Source organism: Plantactinospora soyae (assembly GCF_014874095.1).
Classification (GTDB): Bacteria; Actinomycetota; Actinomycetes; order Mycobacteriales; family Micromonosporaceae; genus Plantactinospora; species Plantactinospora soyae.
Genome location: NZ_JADBEB010000001.1, coordinates 3,311,450 through 3,330,012 on the forward strand (window position 1 = coordinate 3,311,450; position 18,563 = coordinate 3,330,012).

The following is an 18,563-nucleotide window of genomic DNA, read 5'->3' on the forward strand; positions in this document are numbered from 1 at the left end:
GGTCCGGGTCAGCGACCGGCTCCGGCCACCGGCTCGGGTCGGTCGGCTGGCTCGTGGTCCTCCCCGGCCTCGGCGCGGCCCGCACCCTCGGTCCCGCCACCGTCCACGGCGGTCGGTTCGCCGGTCTTCGACGCCCGGATCTCGTCGGCCGTCGTCGTCGGCATCCTCGTTCGATCCTCGTCGGCTGCGGCTGCGGCTGCGGCTGCGGCTCCGGCTCCGGTGTCGGCGTCAGCCTCGGCTCCGGTGTCGGTGTCGGTATCGGCGTCGATCCCGTCGTCCGCAGGCCGGTCGTCCGGCATCCCGTCCTGGTCGCGGTCCCGGAGTTCGGGTTCCCCACCGGTCGCCGATTCCTCGGCCGGGCGGAGTGTCCGACCGAAGCCGATGGTGGCGACGAGGGCGCCGACGAAGAGCACCACCATCGCGTGGCTGAGCCGGGACCCACCGAGTGAGTCCTGTCCGCTCCGGTCGATCTCGCTGATCGCGCTGGCCATCCGGAGCATCTCCGCGCCGGCGGTCCGGGTGATGACCTCGGCGGTGAGCAGCAACAGACCGGCGCCCGCGCCCGCGATCATGTACCCCGGCCAGCGCGGCGGCGTGGCCGGGGTGACCCGCCCGGCGATCCGCAGGTAGCCGAAGGCCAGCAGGCCGGCGGCGAGTCCGCCGGCCAGCGAGCCGGTCCAGCGGAACAGGTTCATGGCGTTCTCGTACCGCTCGGGATCGGTGGCGCTGGCGCCGTAGAAGGACAGCACCGGATTCTTGAAGTAGCTCAGTGCGAAGCCGACCGCGAAGACTGCCAGCATGGCGGCGACGATGGCGCCCACCACCAGGGTGCTGCGCAACCCGCCGGCGATTCCACCGACGGTCGCCGCCGCCGCGATGCTGCCGGCGATGATCATGATCGTCGATCCGTCGCCGTAGCTGAGGCGCAACGCGAGCACCGAGAGCAGCCCGGTGGCGAGTCCGGCGGCCAGCGCCGCGGCGAACCGTGGCGTGGTGCGCCGGACACCGAACCGGGTCAGCAGGTTGGCCAGGGCGAGACTGACGGCGGCGCCGCTGACCAGGCTCGCCGAGATGACCCCGGGCAGGGCGTACGCGGCCGAGGCGATCGCCATCGAGTCGACCCCGGAGGAGGAGATCTCGGCCTTGGCCGACCAGAGCATCGCGGCCAGCCAGCCCAGGGAGAGCAGGGCGAGCACAACGGCACCGGGTGCCGCTGGCGGCAGCGGAGCGGTGGCGGCCGGCGGCGACTCCAGGTCGACCGGCTGATCCCGATCAGAGATCGCGGTTGTGCCGGACTCTTTCGTCATCATCTCCCCTTCAGCAGGTGACCGGCCGCGTCGACGGGGCGGCGATGGGGGCTGCGACCAGACCACAGCCGCCGGCCCCTCAGCGTACGCGGGGCGGCCGGAGCGGTGGCGTGGTGCCGGTGCGGACCGGTCGGGACGAACGTCGGCCGCGGGCGGCGCTGCCCGAGGGATGTGCGGCGGGTCACGGGGACGTACGGGCGATCGCGCGGAGAGGGACTGGCGAGCCGGGGAGCAGGGCCGACCATGAAAGGATTGGCGCAGGTCCCGCCCCCGTACCTCCGGTATCCCCCGGGGTCCGGGTCAGGGTGTTCGGCCGACCGGTCGGCACCGGCGGGTCCGATTTCGTCGACGTTGTCGAGATCGCCCAGGAGCATGCCATGGACGCCGTTCTCTCCGTACCCGAGCCGCACAACGAGCCGGTCCGCGACTACGCGCCCGGCAGTGCCGAGCGGACCAGCCTGCAGCGCCGGCTCGGCGAGTTGGCCGCCGAGCGGCGGGAGCTGCCGATGACGATCGGCGGTACGCAACGGATGGGCGCGGGTGCCGCGATCGACGTCGTGCAGCCGCACCGGCACCAGCACGTGCTGGGGGTCACCCACAACGCAACCAACGCGGATGCGCAGGCGGCGGTGACGGCCGCGAGGCAAGCCGCCCCGATGTGGCGTAATTTGTCCTTTGCGGACCGCGCTGCCGTTTTTCTCCGTGCCGCCGATCTGCTCGCCGGCCCCTGGCGTGACACGCTGAACGCGGCGACCATGCTCGGCCAGTCGAAGACCGCCATCCAGGCCGAGATCGACGCCGCCTGCGAGTTGATCGACTTCCTGCGGTTCAACGTCGCCTTCGCCCGTAAGTTGCTCGCCGAGCAGCCGATGTCGTCGAGCGGAGTCTGGAACCGGTTCGACCACCGGCCGCTGGAGGGCTTCGTCTACGCGGTCACGCCGTTCAACTTCACCGCGATCGCGGCCAACCTGCCGGCGGCGCCCGCCCTGGTCGGCAACACCGTGGTGTGGAAGCCCGCGCCGACCCAGCAGCTCGCGGCGCACTTCACCATGCGGCTCTTCGAGGCGGCCGGCCTGCCGCCCGGCGTGATCAACATGGTCACCGGGGACGGCATCGCGGTCTCCGACGTCGTGCTGGCCGACCCCGACCTGGCCGGTATCCACTTCACCGGGTCGACCAAGGTGTTCCAGAAGCTGTGGCAGGGCGTCGGGGCGAACATCGCGAACTACCGGGGCTACCCCCGACTGGTCGGCGAGACCGGGGGCAAGGACTTCGTCGTCGCGCATCCGAGCGCCGACGCCGACGCGCTGCACACCGCGCTGATCCGCGGGGCGTACGAGTACCAGGGGCAGAAGTGCTCGGCCGCATCCCGGGCGTACGTGCCGCGCTCGCTCTGGCACGGCGGCCTGCGGGACCGGCTGGCCGCCACCGCCGGGGAGTTGGCGTACGGGGACGTCACCGACTTCGCCAACTTCGGCGGTGCGGTGATCGACGCCAAGGCGTTCGCCCGGCACACCGCCGCACTGGACATGATCTCCAGCGATCCCTCCTGCCGGATCGTCGCCGGTGGCACCGCCGACGACTCGGTGGGCTGGTTCGTCCGGCCCACCCTGTTCGAGTGCGACGATCCCGGACACGAGTCGTTCACCACCGAGTACTTCGGGCCGATCCTCGGCGTGCACGTCTACGACGACGCCCGCTTCGAGGAGGTGGTACGGCAGGCGGAGTCGATCGCGCCGTACGCGCTCACCGGCTCGATCTTCGCCACCGACCGTCGGGTGGTCGACTGGGCCACCGAGACGCTGCGGTACGCCGCCGGCAACTTCTACATCAACGACAAGCCGACCGGTGCCGTGGTCGGGCAGCAGCCGTTCGGGGGCGCCCGGGCGAGCGGCACGAACGACAAGGCCGGCTCGTGGCACAACCTGGCCCGGTGGATGTCGCCCCGGACGTTGAAGGAGACCTTCGCGCCGCCGACCGACCACCGCTACCCGCACATGGGCTGACCGGACCGATTCGTATTCGGCCGGCGGCGTTCCGTTCCGGTCCGCCCCGACCCCGGGCCGGTCCACTGGTCCCCGGTTCGTGCCAGGCCCCGCCGCGCCCGTCCAGCACCCGATCCGATCGTCTTAGCGTCACTTCCAGACAACGGAAGGTGACCGTCCTTCGGCCACGAGGCCCGACGGACGGCGACCGGCCAGGGGAGGAACGCGATGGATCGGGTGCTGGGCGGCCGCTACCGGCTCGTGCGGGAGGTCGCGTACGGAGCGATCGGAATCGTCTGGCGCGGGGTCGACCTGTGCGACGGAGAGCCGGTGGCGGTCAAGATGCTGCGTCCCGAGGCTGCCGTCCGGCCTGACCTGGTGGCGGGCTTCCAGGCCGAGACGGAGGTCGTCGCCAGCCTCGACCATCCGGGTCTGGTGCGGTCCCGGGACGTACTCGGGCAGGGCCGGGAGCGGGCCCTGGTGATGGAGCTGATCGAGGGCGAGGACCTGCGTCGACGGCTGGGGCGTACCGGGCCGGTTCCGCCGGCGATCGCGGCCGAGGTGGCGGCGCAGCTCGCCGGGGCGCTGGCGTACCTGCACAGGCGGGACATAGTGCACGGCGACGTGAAGCCGGGCAACCTCCTCGTGCCGGCAGACGGTGGACTGGTGCGGCTGGTCGACTTCGGGGCGGCCCGCCGGGTCGGGGCGGACTCCGGCCTGCCGACCACTCAGGCCACCCCGGAGTACGTCGCGCCGGAGGTGATCGTCGGCGCTCCCGTCACCCCGGCCAGCGACGTGTACGCGCTCGGCATCGTGCTCTTCGAACTCGTCTCCGGGTGTAGTCCGTACCGGGGCGGGCTGCCGGCCCAGGTGCTCGACCGGCACCGGAACTGCCGGCCGGTACCGCCGCCCGGTCTGCCGCCGGTCGTCTGGCAGTTCGTCGAGGACTGCCTGGCGACCGATCCGGCCCGGCGGCCGGGCGCGGAGCGGGCGGCGGCCAGGCTGCGGGGGATGGAGCCGGCCCTGGACGGGATCACCGCGCTGCCCCGCCCGGCCGCCGACCAGGTCACCTGGTGGCCCCGGCGGACCGGCGCGGCGACCGGTACCGCCCGGGTCGGCGGTCCGGGCCTCGGGACGAACCGTGCCGCGCCGCTCCCGCGTACGTCGGAATCTTCGGACTCCACCGCCGGCACGGCCGGTACGGCGTGCGGCGCGGGCCGGCGCCGGTGGTCGGGTTCGGCCGAGACCGATCCGGCGGAACCGGCGCCGGTGGTCGTGGTTTCGGGCGAGCGGTGGTGTCCGGTCCGCAGCTTCCGGCAATCCGCCACATACCCGGTGAAAGTCTACTAATCTCCCCAATTGGCACATGCTGCGCTGACGCCCGCACCGGCTCGGGCAGCCGTCCCGAACCGGAGCGTCATGGTCCGGGAGTGGCCGATCGGCAGGTACCGTCCGGACGACCGGCGACCCGCGCGACCGGGCGCGTGTCGGGCCGGGACGCCGAGCGGGCGCGCTGTCGGGCCGGGACCCCGAGCGGCGAGCGGTCCCACCGGACGGCCGGAGCGCCGATCGGCCGCCCGCGTCGCCCGCGCCCCTCCGAGGGCCGCGCCGGGGCCCATCCATTGATCGTCCTCATCTGACTGTCGGGCAAAGACAGTGCACAATGGAGGTATTAGTGGCACGGATAGTGCCAAATCCTGGACGCGGCGCCGGCAAAGTGGCAGCGTGGAGGGCATGGCGGATACTGGTATCAACCCCACCGCGGCGGCCCTGCTCGGGCTGCTCCACGAAGGACCGATGACGGGCGGCCAGTTGATGGCCGCCGCCGAGCGACGCCTGGCGCCGTACTGGTCGATGACCCGTAGCCAGGTCTACCGGGAATTGCCGGCGCTGGCCGACCAGGGACTGGTCCGGCTCGGCAAGCCGGGCCCCCGGTCCAGCCAGCCGTACGCGCTCACGGCGGCCGGGAAACGGACATTCTCTCGCTGGCTGACCGAGATGCCCGGCCGGGACACGGTGCGCAACCCGACCGCGCTCCGGGTCGCCTTCGGCCCGCAGCACTCGGCCACCCAGATGCGGACGTTGGTCAGCAGCGCGAACGACTATCACACCGAGGCCCTGGCGTCGGCCCGGGAGCAGGCCCGGGACGCGAAGAAGGCCGGTGACTCGTACGGCGCCGCCGCCCTGGAATTCGCGGTCGCGTACCACAAGGCGGCGCTGTCCTGGCTGAAGAGCGCGCCGGTCGGCTGAGCGGGTCCGCGGCGGTGAGATCGGGGTCGCGCCAACCTCCGGCGGACGCGCCGGGGTGGTTCGTTGCCGGCGCCGGCCCGGTCCCCCGGACGACCAGTACTCTTGACTGTCGTGACCGCTGCCGAGTACTCCGACCAACTTAAGGATCTTGACGCGACGCTGCGCAACATCGAGGCCGTCCTCGATGTTGACCGTCTGCGTCGGGCCAAGGCAGAGCTTGAGGAGGCGGCCTCCGCGCCGGATCTGTGGGACGACCAGGACCGGGCCCAGCAGGTGACCTCCAAGCTGTCGTACGTCAACGGCGAGATCAGCAAGCTGGAGAGCCTCCGTTCGCGGCTCGACGACGCCCGGGTGCTGCTGGAACTCGCCGAGGCGGAGGCCGACTCGGGAGTGCTGAGCGAGGTCGACACGGAGATCGTCGGGCTCACCAAGGCGATCCAGGAGATGGAGGTTCGTACCCTGCTGTCCGGGGAGTACGACTCCCGGGAGGCGCTGGTCGCGATCCGGGCCGGAGCCGGCGGGGTGGACGCGGCCGACTTCGCGGAGATGCTGCTCCGGATGTACCTGCGCTGGGCCGAGCGGCACGGCTACCCGACCGAGGTCTACGAGACGTCGTACGCGGAGGAGGCCGGCCTCAAGTCGGCGACCTTCGCCGTCAAGGTCCCGTACGCCTACGGCACGCTCAGCGTCGAGGCGGGTACGCACCGGCTGGTCCGGATCAGCCCGTTCGACAACCAGGGCCGCCGGCAGACCAGCTTCGCCGGGGTCGAGGTGCTGCCAGTTACTGAGCAGACGGACCATATCGACATTCCGGAAAACGATCTCCGGTTCGACGTCTACCGTTCGTCGGGCCCGGGTGGACAGAGTGTGAACACCACCGACTCGGCGGTGCGGATCACCCACCTGCCCACCGGCATCGTCGTCACCTGCCAGAACGAGAAGTCCCAGCTCCAGAACAAGGCGTCCGCGCTGCGCGTGCTCCAGGCCCGGCTGCTGGAGCGGAAGCGTCAGGAGGAGCAGGCCAAGTTGGACGGCCTGAAGACCGACGCCGCCGGCTCGTGGGGCGACCAGATGCGCTCGTACGTCCTGCATCCGTATCAGATGGTGAAGGATCTGCGTACCGAGCAGGAGACGGGCAACCCGTCCTCGGTGTTTGACGGCGATCTGGACGGATTTATCGAGGCCGGGATCCGCTGGCGGAAGCAGCGCCAGCTCGCCAGTGACGCGGCGTGAACACGGCTCGCGTCGGGACAACTGCGGTGCGTCGATGACGGCGATCGTTTTCATGTGCGGGGCGTGAGCAAGGCTCGACGCAGCGCAGGTTCGCCACAAATGTCGGTCGGACAGGCCGGGCTCCGCTCTTGGCCTTTTCGTTACGACGCGTAGACTCACCACCCGTGATTGAGCTTGAGCAAGTGACGAAGACGTACCCGAAGGCGTCCCGACCGTCGCTCGACAGCGTGTCGGTCTCGATCGAGAAGGGTGAGTTCGTCTTCTTCATCGGTCCCTCCGGTTCCGGCAAGTCGACAATCATCAAGCTGTTGCTGCACGAGGTGACCCCGAACAAGGGTCGGGTGGTCGTCAACCAGAAGGACGTCACCGGGATGCGCTCGTGGAAGATCCCGAACTTCCGGCGCTCGATCGGCTGCGTCTTCCAGGACTTCCGGCTGCTGCCCAACCGCACCGCGTACGAGAACGTGGCCTTCGCGCTCGAGGTCATCGGCAAGACCAAGGCGGTCGCCCGCCGGGTCGTGCCCGAGGTGCTGGAACTGGTCGGGCTCGGCGGCAAGGAGCACCGGTACCCGCACGAACTCTCCGGTGGTGAGCAGCAGCGTGTCGCGGTGGCCCGCGCGTTCGTGAACCGGCCACTGATCCTGCTGGCCGACGAGCCCACCGGAAACCTCGACCCGGACACCTCGATCGAGATCATGCGCCTGCTGGACCGGATCAACCGCACCGGCACCACGGTCGTGATGGTCACCCACGACTCCAACATCGTCAACCAGATGCGCCGTCGTGTCATCGAGATCGAGAGTGGCCGCATCGTGCGTGACCAGGCCCGGGGCGTCTACGGCTGACCGGCCCGCGCCGGGCTCGGTCGGACCTCCCCCGATCCGAGCCGGGACCCGGCCCTGATTCGACGACGAACGACTCCAGCGGAGATCCGGAAGGAACCCCCCGATGCGCTTGAAATACGTCCTGTCCGAGGTGATGGTCGGGCTGTGGCGCAACGTGACCATGACCATCGCGATGATCATCACGATGGCGGTCTCACTGACCATGCTCGGCGCGAGCGGCCTGATGTACCTCCAGGTCGACGCCATGAAAGACGCGTACTACAAGGACATTGAGGTGTCGATCTTCCTCGATGCCGGTGTGACCGAGGAGCAGCGTACCCAGCTCCAGACGGACCTGGATGCCAACCCGCTGGTCCGGGAGGTCAAGTACGAGTCCCAGGAAGAGGCGTTCGCGCGGTTCCAGAAGCTGTTCGCGGACTCGCCCGACCTCGTCAAGGCGGTGCAGGCGGACAAGCTTCCGGAGTCCTTCCGGGTCAACCTGGTCAACCCGGAGCAGTACCAGCAGATCTTCGACGCCTACAAGGACCGGGAGGGCATCGACGACATCATCGACCAGCGTCGCCTCCTGGAGCAGATCTTCAGCATCCTCGGCGCGATCCAGAACATGGCTCTGGCGTCGGCTTCGGTGATGGCGATCGCCGCGTTGCTGCTGGTCGCGAACACGATTCAGGTGGCGGCCTACAGCAAGCGCCGCGAGGTCGCGGTGATGAAGCTGGTCGGTGCCTCGAACTGGTTCATCCAGGCCCCGTTCGTGCTGGAGGCGGTGGTGGCCGGTCTGTTCGGCGCGATCATCGGCTTCGGCGCCCTCGTGCTGGGCAAGATCTTCCTGCTCGACGGGTCGCTGCGGGACCTCACCGATCTGCTCACCCCGATCGAGTGGAGCACCGTACTGCTGATGTTCCCGTTCATGGCCGGAGTCGGTGGCCTGGTCAGTGCGGGTACCGCCTGGGTGACGCTCCGGTTCTACCTGAGGGTCTAGTTTTCCTAGGCTCCATCGGCTGTCAGACCGTTCGCAGGGCCCCTGCCCGCGCAAAAAGCGCGAGCCAGGGGCCCTGTGTCGCGAGGTAGCATTGCGCGGTTGTTCACGGAACGAGAGGGGTGTGGCGCCGATGCCACGGGAGAAGGGGCGCAAGGTCGTCGCCTCCAACCGCAAGGCGCGGCACGACTACGCCATCCTCGACACGTACGAGGCGGGCATGGCTCTGACCGGTACGGAGGTCAAGTCGCTGCGCGCGGGCCACGCGTCCCTGGTCGACGCCTTCGCCCAGGAGCGGGACGGCGAGCTCTTCCTGCACGGCATGCACATTCCGGAGTACACCCAGGGGACCTGGACCAACCACGAGCCCCGGCGTACCAGGAAGCTGCTGCTCAACCGGCAGGAGATCAGCCGGGTGCTCGGGAAGCTGCGGGAGAGCGGCCTGACCCTGGTGCCGCTGTCGGTCTACTTCTCCGACGGCTGGGCCAAGGTCGAGATCGGACTGGCCAAGGGCAAGAAGTCGTACGACAAGCGCCAGGATCTGGCCAAGCGGGACGCCGAACGGGAAATCCTCCGGGCGGCGGGCCGGCGTGGCAAGGGGATGGAGTGACCGTCCCGGCACCCGGAGTGGCAATATCGTCCGCTGGTACGCCTGTGACGTACGTTACCCACGGGTTGTCCGGTTCGGCGGTGTGGCGAGCCGGTATCTGGAATGAAGTCGGCGACGCCAGGCGTTAGGCTTGGGGTGCGGCCGAAAAGATCGGTAGCAACCTCCGTCGGTCCGGTAGCGAGCCGACGGGACACAGGGGGTGACTGGTTTCGACTTCGTACGTTGCGGCAGGGGAAGCGAGCCGAGGAAGCCGACGTCGTCTCGAGAATCGGTCGTCGGAAAACTAAAAGCGCCAAGCACAATCGCGCTGACTTCGCTCTCGCCGCCTGAGGCGAGTAGCAAGTCTGTCGGCCTGGGACTGCCTTCGACCCAGATAGCCGGCATCAGCTAGGAGGCTGGCCAACCGAACCCGGTCGCGGGGTTCGCGCGGCGAGATTAATCAGCGGCTGGGCCCGTCACACCGACTCGCTCGCGTGATCGGAGGGGCCGAGTAGAGGCATAGCGAGCTGCGCTCGGAGAAGCCCTGGTAAGGCGACGAAGGACCCGGGTTCGATTCCCGGCACCTCCACGAATCGCTGGCTGCGCCCCGGTCCACCACAGGACCGGGGCGCAGCTGTTTCTCGTACCTCCCGACGCTGTTTTTCGTACCTCCCGGCGCCGGCGCCGGCGTGGTGCGGGCGGGTGCGGCCGGGTCGGGCGTTGCCGGTGTGACGAACGGGACGGATGGGGTCAACGGGCCAGATGAGCCGGCCTCCGAGGGTGGACATCCTGCCGCAAACGGCCGCACCATCGGGCTGCAACCCCATAGGTGCCGCTCTGCGGGAGGTGTCATGTCGACCAACCCGATCCAGCACCAGATGTCGAGTCCCGGTCTCGGGGCGCAGGCTCAGCCGTCCGCCGCCGGGCCCGGGACGGTGGCGTCTCGGGCGGTGGCGCCTCAGGTGGTGGCGCCTCGGGCGGTGGCGCCTCAGGTGGTGGCGCCAGAGGCGACGGGGCCTGAGGTGGCGGCACTGCGGGCGGCCAGACGTCATCGGGCCGCGTTGCTTGGTGAGATCCACTTCCTGGAACAGGCGCTCGCCGCGCCGGCCCGGGAGCCGGGGTGGCGACACCGGGTCGGCGACCGCCTGGGCGGGCTGCGCGGGGCGTTCGTCGAACACATGGTGCTGACCGAAGGGCCGGAGGGGCTCTACGCGGAACTGCTGGACCATGCGCCCCGGCTGGCTCGGGGCGTACACGTGCTGATCCGGGAGCATGCCGCGGTGGAGGCGACCATGACCGCGCTCCAGCGTCGGGTCGACCTGCCCGAGATCACCGCCTCCGAGCTGCGAAACTGGACCACGGATCTGCTCCGGGAGCTGGCCCGGCACCGGCAGCGCGGCGCGGACCTGGTCTACGAGGCGTACCAGACGGACATCGGCGGCGAAACCTGACCGTCGTAGGCCGGCTGCCCCGGCGCCGTACCGTCAGGGCAGCTCGATCGGCAGCTTGATGCCGTCGAGGCTGTGCGGGCACGGGCAGGCGCGTTCGGCCGACAGCCGGACGACCGCGTCGAGCAGGACCTCCCGGAGCCGGGCGGTGTTCTCCCCGAAGACCCGGAAGACCTCCTCCTGGGTCACCCCGTGCCCACCCTCGACCCCGGCGTCGAGGTCCGTGACGAGCGCGACGGCGGTGTAGCAGAGGGCCAGTTCGCGGGCGAGCACCGCCTCGGGATGCCCGGTCATGTTGATAACCGCTCCACCGATCGAGGTGAACCAGCGGGACTCGGCCCGGGTGGAGAACCTCGGTCCCTCCACCACCACCATGGTGCCGCCGTCGTGCGCGTCGATCCCGTGCCCGGCCGTGGCGGCGAGCACCGTGCGCCGGCCGACCGGGCAGTACGGATCCGCGAACGAGACGTGCACCGCACCCCGGTCGTAGTAGGTCTGGGCCCGGCCACTGGTCCGGTCGATGAGCTGATCGGGGACCACGAAGGTGCCGGGGCCGAGTTCCGGCCGCAGGCCGCCGACGGCGCACGGGGCGAGAATCTGGCGTACCCCGATCGCCCGCAACGCCCACAGGTTCGCCCGGTACGGAATCAGGTGCGGCGGGTAACGATGGTCCCGCCCGTGCCGGGGCAGGAAGGCGACGGACCGACCGCCGACCCGCGCGACGGTGATCGGATCGGACGGCGGCCCGTACGGCGTCTCGACCCGGTGCTCGGTGGCGTCCGGGAGCAGGGCGTACAGTCCGGATCCGCCGATCACGGCGACTTCTGCCTGCGGATGCATGGTCTGCCTCTCTCCTCCGACGGGCGGATCGTCGGGAAAGCGCTCTGTGGACTAGCCCAACAGACCTTAACCAGCGCCAGTTCCGCAAGCTATGGTGCGTGGCATGGCGTTTACTGCGCGCAGGATCACCATCGATTCTGCGGATCCGACAGGGCCGGCGAAGGTCCGAGCCGTGGTAACCGACTGTCCGACGCGGCGGCGATCCGGGGAGCGGTCCGTGGTCCTCGGGCCGGCCCGGTAGCGGTGGCTGGCGTGTTCGGCGAGGGGCAGGCGATCGGGGGACGGTCAATGGAGTCGATGACCGGGCAGCTTCTGGTCGCGACCCCTGCGCTGAAGGACCCGAACTTCGACCGGACGGTGGTCCTGCTGGTTGCCCACGAGGCGGGGGGCGCACTGGGGGTGGTGCTCAACCGGGCCACCGAGGTGCCGGTCTCCGAGGTGCTCGGCGCCTGGGGCGGGCTGGCCCGGGACCCTGCGGTGCTGTTCGAGGGAGGGCCGGTGCAGCCCGAGTCGGCGATCTGCCTGGCCCGGATGCGTACGCCGACCCAGCGGGTGAAGGGCATCCACCAGGTCTCCGGATCGGTCGGCACGGTGGATCTCTCGGTCGACCCCGACCGGCTACGGGACGCGGTCACCGGGATCCGGGTCTTCGCCGGCTACTCCGGCTGGTCACCCGGACAGGTCGAGGAGGAGGTCGCCCGGGGCTCCTGGTTCGTCCTGGACGCCCTGCCCGGCGACGCGTTCATGGAACGGCCGGACGACCTGTGGCCGATGGTGCTGCGCCGGCAGGGCGGGGTCATGGCCGCGGTCGCGCACTTTCCGCCGGACGTACTGCTCAACTGAGCCCTGCGGCGCGACAGCCCCTCGGATGACCGGGGTCGTGAGGGTGTGTACTATTGCGCGGGTGCCCGGGAGACCGGGTAGCAGGTAGGCAAGGGGCCGTGGCGCAGCTGGTAGCGCACCACACTGGCAGTGTGGGGGTCAGGGGTTCGAGTCCCCTCGGCTCCACCCTTGTGTGAGACATGGCGGTAGCCCTGGTCGGGAGTGATCCCGAGGAACCAGGGCTACCACTGTCTCAGGGCGTCGATTCCCCGTACGGGCCAGATCAGCGGTGACCGTGCTTCTCGCCTTCTCGATCAGCGAGTTCAGGGGTCGCACCTCGATCAGGTTCTCCGCTTCGAGCGCGGCGGAGTCCGCCAGACCAGCCGTCGACTGACGCCGAGGCGGGTGCGGATTCTGCCCCAGAGTGACAGACGGGTGGGAGAGGCAGCCGGGTCATCGGCGGTGGCCGCAGTGCGGTCACGGATCCACCGCAGGTCATCGCCGTCCACCGGGTCGGTGGTGGCGAGGACGACCTCCGGTTCCGAGCCCCGGGACCGCTCAGGTGGCGACGCCAGGACGACGGTCTCGGTCATCGGCGGCAGCGGAGAGGACGGGTTCTCGACGGAGGGTGCCGGGGTCGCGGTACTCCTCTCCCGGTGCAGCCGCTCAGCGATCTTGTGGTACGCGAGGCACTCGCTGCGATCGTCGTCGCTGATGGTTCCGCCGCATCGCTGGACGGCGAGGAGGAACTGCTCCACGCTCGGCCAGCCACGGAAGGTACCGTCCGCCATCGTGGACAGGGTGTTCGGCTTGACGTGGACGGCCTTGGCGAGTCGGGCGTACGGGATGTCTCCCTTCAACTCACGCAGCTTCAGCGCGAGCTGCCTGGCGGGCTTGCGTTCCGGAATCGGTTTCATGTGGCGCCCCATTGCGCACGCTCCCGGTCAGCGACGGGGCGGCTGTGCCGCCGGCCCGGACGCGGTGACACCGACGTCGAGGGGAAGGACGGACTGGGCGGCCTGTACGGCGACGGCGGTGACAGCGGCGACGGTCGCCACCAAGACCTCGGGTGCGATCCCGAGGATCAGCATCGCCAGGGCGAGCCCGTAGGTCCCGCTGAGGAGGACCACTGCCACCCGCCCGTGCTGGCAACGGACCGACGGGTCGAGGTGTGGCAGACGAACCAGTGTCTTCACGGGGTTTTCGTGCCTTTCAGCATGGGGGCGCCCCGGCTCCGGGCGAGCACGGGGCGCTGGTTCGGGGTTCGGGCTGCGTCCGGTCCGGCACAGTCCGGGGCCGACTGTCATCAGCCGCCGGTCGGCCGAACGCTGCGTGAAGCGTAGGCATCCGGCCGGACACGAATGGCGGGCTGACGCCGTCCAAAAAGGTCAAATATTCTTCAATTGATCACTAGCTGACTTCGGTCGTCGGCGGATTGTTCGAGCAGGCCGCAGCGGCGTTGCCACCAGGGGCGGCCGGACACCTACCACCCGTCAGGGACAGGAACGGCCGGTTGTCCACAGGACCCTCTCTTGTCCACAGGACCGTCGGTCCGGCGTTGCCGGCGGATGGCCGTACGGGCAGTGTCGGAGGGGCGCAGCGCCGTCACCTTTCTGATCCGGGCCAGCGGGATCCGGGCATCTGACGCGAGTCGGGAGTGACGTGCGGGGTGCGCCGCCCGATCCCGCCCCGCCGTCGTACCGGAGCAGCCCATGACCCGTCGTTTCCCGTTCTCCGAGGAGAGCGGCGTTCCCACCGTCGGCCGCGAGCCGGACGGCTCCGCCCACTCGCTGTGGCCACCTCGTCGTCGACGAACCGACTCCGTCGACCCGCTGGCTCCCGTCCGGCACGGGTCCGGAGGGTCCGGCCTTCCCGGTCATCGCGTCGACTCGCCCTTTGGCCATCCCGACGACTCCTACGACGGTCGCGGGCCGGTCCGGGCGGCGTTGTCCACGCTCGACCTCCGGCTCGGCGCCATGCCGGCGCGGAGGGCGAGACTGCTCGCGGGACACCGCAGGGTCCTTCCGACCGCCGGCCTCCTGCGTGGTGAACGGCGGTGAAGACGGTGTGGGGCGATCAACCGCCCGTCAACGGCGTTGGCGGGCCGTATCCGCGACGAATCCGTGCCCGTAGGCATCGCTGCACGGACCCACCCGGGCGTCGGCGGCGCGGCGGCAGCGGTCCCGTCGCGCAAAACACCCGGGTCGACCCTGTCCGCTCGCTAACGGAAGATCCCGTTGCGATGAAGATCGCGGCGAGCGCTGCGGCGAGTGTCGCGATGGTGTCCGGCATTGCGCCGGATGCCACCCAGACGCTGAGAATGATCGCGGGCGGCACCGTCGCGCCGATCCGGGGCGCCATCCTTGTCGGCAGTTGCGACGGCAGGAGAACCTGCCCACCGAAGCGCCACGTCCACAACGGCCTGAACGACATGCGACATTTTATTTCACCCTCATCTTCATCGTGTGGTTCGCCTCGGATATCGGCGGCGTATCCCCTGGGGTTGGGTTGACTATCCGGGTTCGCGGGGTCGGTCAGATCCACGTGATCCGACGGTTCCGGTTGGCGGGGAGGTTCCGTCACTTGATTGCCTTTCCTTCCGACTACATGGGCGACCAGCCCGGCGCGACCACTGTGTGTATCTGATGTATCACGGACCATACAGCCGCACCCCCGGAGACTGCATCAAGCGCCAGGTCTCGGCGCGTTGCCGGATCGAAACCGGCATTCCGGGTATTACTGGTCTACCTGACAGTGCGCGCCTATCTCTCTAACGCCCACAAATGACCGGTTGTATTGCGAGTGAACGCGAATGAGGCCAAGGGTTGTTTCAGAATGAAAAGATCGCCGGCCCGATCCTGAGTATGAACTTCTCGGATGTGTCAACCTCGGCGGGAGCAGTCGCACAAACTGTCCGTCAATATGTCCCGTGGGCAACGAGAGTCAACTTGGCGACAGTCTTGATCGGTGAACAGAGATTAGCTTCCTGCGGACCATCGCATCCAATGCTGCGGCTACCGAAGAAACGCAATAATCACTCGGGTGACGCCGTTCCGCGTCGCCGAGCTTCCAAACGACAACCCGACGACGACCCAGCACCCGAAGGGAATATCGTGATCGAACCGGGAACTGTGCCCCGCGACCAGAGACATCCCTGGCCCGCAGGATCACACCCCGGACGCGATGCGAAGGACCTCGCGCATGACTGACGACCACGCCGACGCCGCCATCCGGTCGACCTCGCTACCCGAGATCCCCGCCGCCCGCGACCGCCCGGCCGACCCGCCGAACTCCGACCCGGCAACGGACGCCGGACGCGGCCTGGTGCGGATGACCTTCAACCTCACCCCCCGCGCCGCGGATGCTCTCGACTCTGCCTGCGCGAAGACCAAGGACACCAAGACCGACACGATCAACCGGGCCCTCGTCGTCTACAACGTCGTACTCGACCTCATCGAGCAGGGCGGCGGAAAGCTCACCCTCCAGCACCCGGACGGACGGACCGACACCGTCCACCTCCTCTAGGTCATCCGCTCTGTCGGCTCCGACCGGCAAGGACCGGCAGACCTGCGAGGTCCGGAGCCGAGCCTCGTGTTGCGGGGATATTTAGTTGTCCTTATAGTTCGACAACAATTGATGGCTGGCCGGCCGGGTGCGCCGGCCGGCCGCCACCATCGAACCCGGAGGACTCCCGTGAGACGTATCCGCATGGCGCTCCTGCTGGTCGGGCTCGTGACGGCGGTCGCGGCGGCTCCGGTGGCGGTGGCCGCCCAGGCGGCGACCCCGACCGCGGCCTTCGTGAAGATCTCCCAGTGGGCGTCGGGCTGGGAGGGTCGCTACACCATCACCAACGGCGGTGGCACCGCGATCACCTCCTGGCGGGTGGAGTTCGACCTGCCGGCCGGTACGACCCTCGGCTCGTACTGGAACGCGACGCTGACCAGCAGCGGTCAACGCCACACCTTCGGCAACCTGTCCTGGAACGGCCGGATCGCCCCCGGTTCCTCGCTGACCTTCGGATTCATCGGTACGGGTTCCGGCGCCCCGAACGGCTGTCGGCTCAACGGCCAGCCCTGCGGCGGCGGCACCGAGCCCACCCCGACCCCGACGGTCAGCCCGACCGTCGTCCCGCCGACGGTTCCGCCGGGCGGGCTTACCCCGGTGGCGGCGAACGGCCAGCTCCGGGTCTGCGGCCGGCAACTCTGCAACGCCGCCGGCAAGGCGATCCAGTTGCGGGGCATGAGCACGCACGGCCTCCAGTGGTACGCCAACTGCGCCACCTCCGGCTCGCTGGACGTCCTGGCCCGGGAGTGGCAGGCCGACGTACTCAGGATCTCGATGTACGTCCAGGAGGGCGGCTACGAGACCGACCCGCGTCGCTTCACCGACCTGGTGCACAACTACATCGAGCTGGCCACCGCGCGCGGGATGTACGCCATTGTCGACTGGCACATGCTCAGCCCCGGTGACCCGAACTACAACCTCGACCGGGCGCGTACCTTCTTCGCGGAGATCGCCGACCGGCACCGGGCCAAGAACAACGTGATCTACGAGATCGCGAACGAGCCCAACGGGGTGGCCTGGAGCGCCATCAAGAGTTACGCGGACCAGATCATCCCGGTGATCCGTACCCGGGACACCGACGCGGTGGTGCTGGTCGGCACCCCGGACTGGTCGTCGCTCGGCGCCTCCGGCTCCGGTGGCGGGGCGGACGTCATCGCCGCCAGTCCGGTCAGCGCCGGCAACGTGATGTACGTCTTCCACTTCTACGCCGCCTCGCACGACGACTACTACCTGGACACCGTTCGGGCGGCGGCGGACCGGCTGCCGTTGTTCGTCACCGAGTTCGGCACCCAGGACTACTCCGGCGACGGCCCGAACAACTTCACCATGGCGCAGCGCTACCTGGACCTCTTCGCCAGCAGGAAGATCAGCTGGGTGAACTGGAACTTCTCCGACGACTTCCGCTCCGGCGCGGTCTTCACCACCGGCACCTGCGCGGCCGGCCAGTTCGGCGGTACCGGCCGGCTCAAGGAGGCGGGCGTCTGGATCCGGGACCGGATCCGTACCCCGGACGATTTCTGAGCATCGGGTCCGACGGCGTTCCGGCCGGCCGCGCGGCCGGCCGGAACGCCTCGACTACCCTGCGGGAGCGGTGACCCGCAGGTCAGGCGTGGAAGTGGATCGTGCCCTTGAGCACCCTCGGGTCCTCCGGGCTCGGATACTCCGTGCACTTCAGGGTGAAGGTGGCCGACAGTGCCACCGGCTCACCGTCGGGACCGTACTCCAGTTCCTTGATGGTGAAGGTGCCCGTCGTCGGCCGACAGGAGAAGCCGTCGACCGACAGGCCCGGCTCTGCCTGGCTGGGCGAATCGATCGGCTGGGCATTGCGGTACGTCCGCCCGGCGGTCAGTTGCTCGCCCTGCGGCGGCGCGAACTCGACGATCGCCGACCGGCGGTCGCCCGACACACCGAATCGCAGTGAGTCGGACCAGAAGGTCTGGGCCCAGAAGGTGCTGGTGGCCCCGCGGAAGGTGTGCGAGGGCGCGGTCTCCGGCTGCTCGTCGGCCAGCGTGTAGCGGTACGACAGCGGGGTGGCCCGGTATTTCAACGTACCGGTCACCGCCGGCTCGGCCGGGGAACAGCGCCGGACGAACGTCGCGTCCAGCATGCTGATCGTGCCGGTGCCGTCGAACGCGATCTGGTGGATGGTGAACTTGCCGTGCACCGTGTTGCAACCGCTGCTCTGGTAGGAGACGTCAAGGCCGGGCGCACGACCGCTCTGGAAGCCGGCGCGCTCGGCGTTCGGGTAGTTGCCCGGATGCAACTGCTCGCCGACCGGCGCGGCGAACGACATCGACCAGTAGGTGCTTCCGGCGTAGACGTTGATGCGGTTGATGGCACCGTCACGGAGGCTCTGGAAGCGGGCCTCGGGCTCGGTGAGGACACCGGTCAACGGCTCACCGTCGGAAACACCGATCGACCAGGACAACGAACTCTCGGCAACCGGGGCCGCGCTCGCCGGCCCGGCCACCAGCAGCGATCCGGCGACAGCCAGGGCCGATGCGCCGGCGAGCAGCCGCCGTCTGAAGAGGCTGGACATAGTCTTCCCCCATGTCTGATGTGGATGGTGCCCGCCAGCGTAGTTAGCGGCATCAACAGCGGGCGCCGGGGGCGCTCCTGATCGGTACACCGGCGGCCACGATGTCCGCCCGAACCACAGGTGTTAGGAGGGGGCCCTTCTTCTACAGAAAACGATAAGAAGGGG

At 69.4% G+C, this 18,563-nt stretch carries 18 protein-coding genes, 1 tRNA gene and 1 other RNA gene; 15 read left to right on the forward strand and 5 right to left on the reverse strand.

What is annotated here, in order from left to right; genetic code table 11:
• Positions 1–8: 8 nt before the first annotated feature.
• Entirely contained in the window at positions 9–1,310 is a 1,302-nt protein-coding gene (locus tag H4W31_RS14825; protein ID WP_225945530.1) for a hypothetical protein, read from the reverse strand.
• Positions 1,311–1,684: 374 nt separating this feature from the next.
• Here H4W31_RS14825 and pruA point away from each other — a divergent pair, with 374 nt between their 5' ends.
• The 9 genes from pruA (at position 1,685) to H4W31_RS14870 (ending at position 10,636) form a co-directional block, all read left to right on the forward strand.
• On the forward strand, positions 1,685–3,313 hold the full coding sequence (gene pruA / locus H4W31_RS14830) for an L-glutamate gamma-semialdehyde dehydrogenase (RefSeq protein WP_192767195.1): 1,629 nt from the start codon (positions 1,685–1,687) through the stop codon (positions 3,311–3,313).
• A gap of 207 nt (positions 3,314–3,520) precedes the next feature.
• Positions 3,521–4,642: a serine/threonine-protein kinase gene (locus tag H4W31_RS14835; RefSeq protein WP_192767196.1), complete on the forward strand. Its 1,122-nt coding sequence runs from the start codon at positions 3,521–3,523 to the stop codon at positions 4,640–4,642.
• A gap of 384 nt (positions 4,643–5,026) precedes the next feature.
• Positions 5,027–5,542 carry a PadR family transcriptional regulator gene (locus tag H4W31_RS14840; RefSeq protein ID WP_192767197.1) on the forward strand — a complete coding sequence of 172 codons (516 nt, stop codon included), beginning with the start codon at positions 5,027–5,029 and terminating at the stop codon, positions 5,540–5,542.
• Positions 5,543–5,653: 111 nt separating this feature from the next.
• On the forward strand, positions 5,654–6,775 hold the full coding sequence (gene prfB, locus H4W31_RS14845) for a peptide chain release factor 2 (protein ID WP_192767198.1): 1,122 nt from the start codon (positions 5,654–5,656) through the stop codon (positions 6,773–6,775).
• A gap of 164 nt (positions 6,776–6,939) precedes the next feature.
• A complete protein-coding gene (gene ftsE, locus H4W31_RS14850) occupies positions 6,940–7,620 on the forward strand; it encodes a cell division ATP-binding protein FtsE (RefSeq protein WP_192767199.1) in 681 nt (226 codons plus the stop codon).
• A 103-nt stretch (positions 7,621–7,723) separates the two neighbouring features.
• The gene (ftsX, locus tag H4W31_RS14855; protein WP_192767200.1) at positions 7,724–8,599 is read left to right on the forward strand and encodes a permease-like cell division protein FtsX; all 876 of its coding nucleotides are present in this window, start codon (positions 7,724–7,726) and stop codon (positions 8,597–8,599) included.
• Between the two features lie 130 nt (positions 8,600–8,729).
• On the forward strand, positions 8,730–9,206 hold the full coding sequence (smpB, locus tag H4W31_RS14860; protein ID WP_192767201.1) for an SsrA-binding protein SmpB: 477 nt from the start codon (positions 8,730–8,732) through the stop codon (positions 9,204–9,206).
• A gap of 195 nt (positions 9,207–9,401) precedes the next feature.
• Positions 9,402–9,777, forward strand: a transfer-messenger RNA (tmRNA) gene (gene ssrA, locus H4W31_RS14865).
• A gap of 259 nt (positions 9,778–10,036) precedes the next feature.
• On the forward strand, positions 10,037–10,636 hold the full coding sequence (locus H4W31_RS14870) for a hypothetical protein (RefSeq protein ID WP_225945533.1): 600 nt from the start codon (positions 10,037–10,039) through the stop codon (positions 10,634–10,636).
• Positions 10,637–10,669: 33 nt separating this feature from the next.
• Here H4W31_RS14870 and H4W31_RS14875 read toward each other — a convergent pair whose 3' ends face one another.
• Positions 10,670–11,473 (reverse strand): S-methyl-5'-thioadenosine phosphorylase, encoded by an 804-nt coding sequence (locus H4W31_RS14875; protein WP_192767202.1) that lies wholly within the window; start codon positions 11,471–11,473, stop codon positions 10,670–10,672.
• Positions 11,474–11,761: 288 nt separating this feature from the next.
• Here H4W31_RS14875 and H4W31_RS14880 point away from each other — a divergent pair, with 288 nt between their 5' ends.
• Together H4W31_RS14880 and H4W31_RS14885 are read left to right on the forward strand one after the other, a co-directional pair.
• A complete protein-coding gene (locus H4W31_RS14880; RefSeq protein WP_192767203.1) occupies positions 11,762–12,316 on the forward strand; it encodes a YqgE/AlgH family protein in 555 nt (184 codons plus the stop codon).
• 92 nt (positions 12,317–12,408) lie between these two features.
• Positions 12,409–12,481 (forward strand) — tRNA-Ala (locus H4W31_RS14885).
• A gap of 155 nt (positions 12,482–12,636) precedes the next feature.
• On the opposite strand, the gene H4W31_RS14890 is transcribed toward H4W31_RS14885, so the two are convergent.
• Both H4W31_RS14890 and H4W31_RS14895 read right to left on the reverse strand, forming a co-directional pair.
• Positions 12,637–13,212 (reverse strand): hypothetical protein, encoded by a 576-nt coding sequence (locus tag H4W31_RS14890; protein ID WP_192767204.1) that lies wholly within the window; start codon positions 13,210–13,212, stop codon positions 12,637–12,639.
• A gap of 27 nt (positions 13,213–13,239) precedes the next feature.
• Positions 13,240–13,431, reverse strand: coding sequence for a hypothetical protein (locus H4W31_RS14895; protein ID WP_192767205.1), 192 nt, complete (start codon positions 13,429–13,431; stop codon positions 13,240–13,242).
• A 576-nt stretch (positions 13,432–14,007) separates the two neighbouring features.
• Here H4W31_RS14895 and H4W31_RS14900 point away from each other — a divergent pair.
• The 4 genes from H4W31_RS14900 to H4W31_RS14915 all read left to right on the forward strand — a co-directional run bounded on the left by H4W31_RS14900 (position 14,008) and on the right by H4W31_RS14915 (position 17,380).
• Positions 14,008–14,355, forward strand: coding sequence for a hypothetical protein (locus H4W31_RS14900; RefSeq protein WP_192767206.1), 348 nt, complete (start codon positions 14,008–14,010; stop codon positions 14,353–14,355).
• A gap of 182 nt (positions 14,356–14,537) precedes the next feature.
• Positions 14,538–14,807: a hypothetical protein gene (locus tag H4W31_RS14905; protein ID WP_192767207.1), complete on the forward strand. Its 270-nt coding sequence runs from the start codon at positions 14,538–14,540 to the stop codon at positions 14,805–14,807.
• Between the two features lie 689 nt (positions 14,808–15,496).
• Positions 15,497–15,820: a hypothetical protein gene (locus H4W31_RS42790; protein WP_225945534.1), complete on the forward strand. Its 324-nt coding sequence runs from the start codon at positions 15,497–15,499 to the stop codon at positions 15,818–15,820.
• Between the two features lie 183 nt (positions 15,821–16,003).
• Complete coding sequence (locus H4W31_RS14915; protein ID WP_192772115.1) at positions 16,004–17,380, forward strand: cellulase family glycosylhydrolase; 1,377 nt, start codon at positions 16,004–16,006, stop codon at positions 17,378–17,380.
• Between the two features lie 82 nt (positions 17,381–17,462).
• On the opposite strand, the gene H4W31_RS14920 is transcribed toward H4W31_RS14915, so the two are convergent.
• The gene (locus H4W31_RS14920; protein WP_192767208.1) at positions 17,463–18,398 is read right to left on the reverse strand and encodes a hypothetical protein; all 936 of its coding nucleotides are present in this window, start codon (positions 18,396–18,398) and stop codon (positions 17,463–17,465) included.
• Between the last annotated feature and the right edge of the window lie 165 nt (positions 18,399–18,563).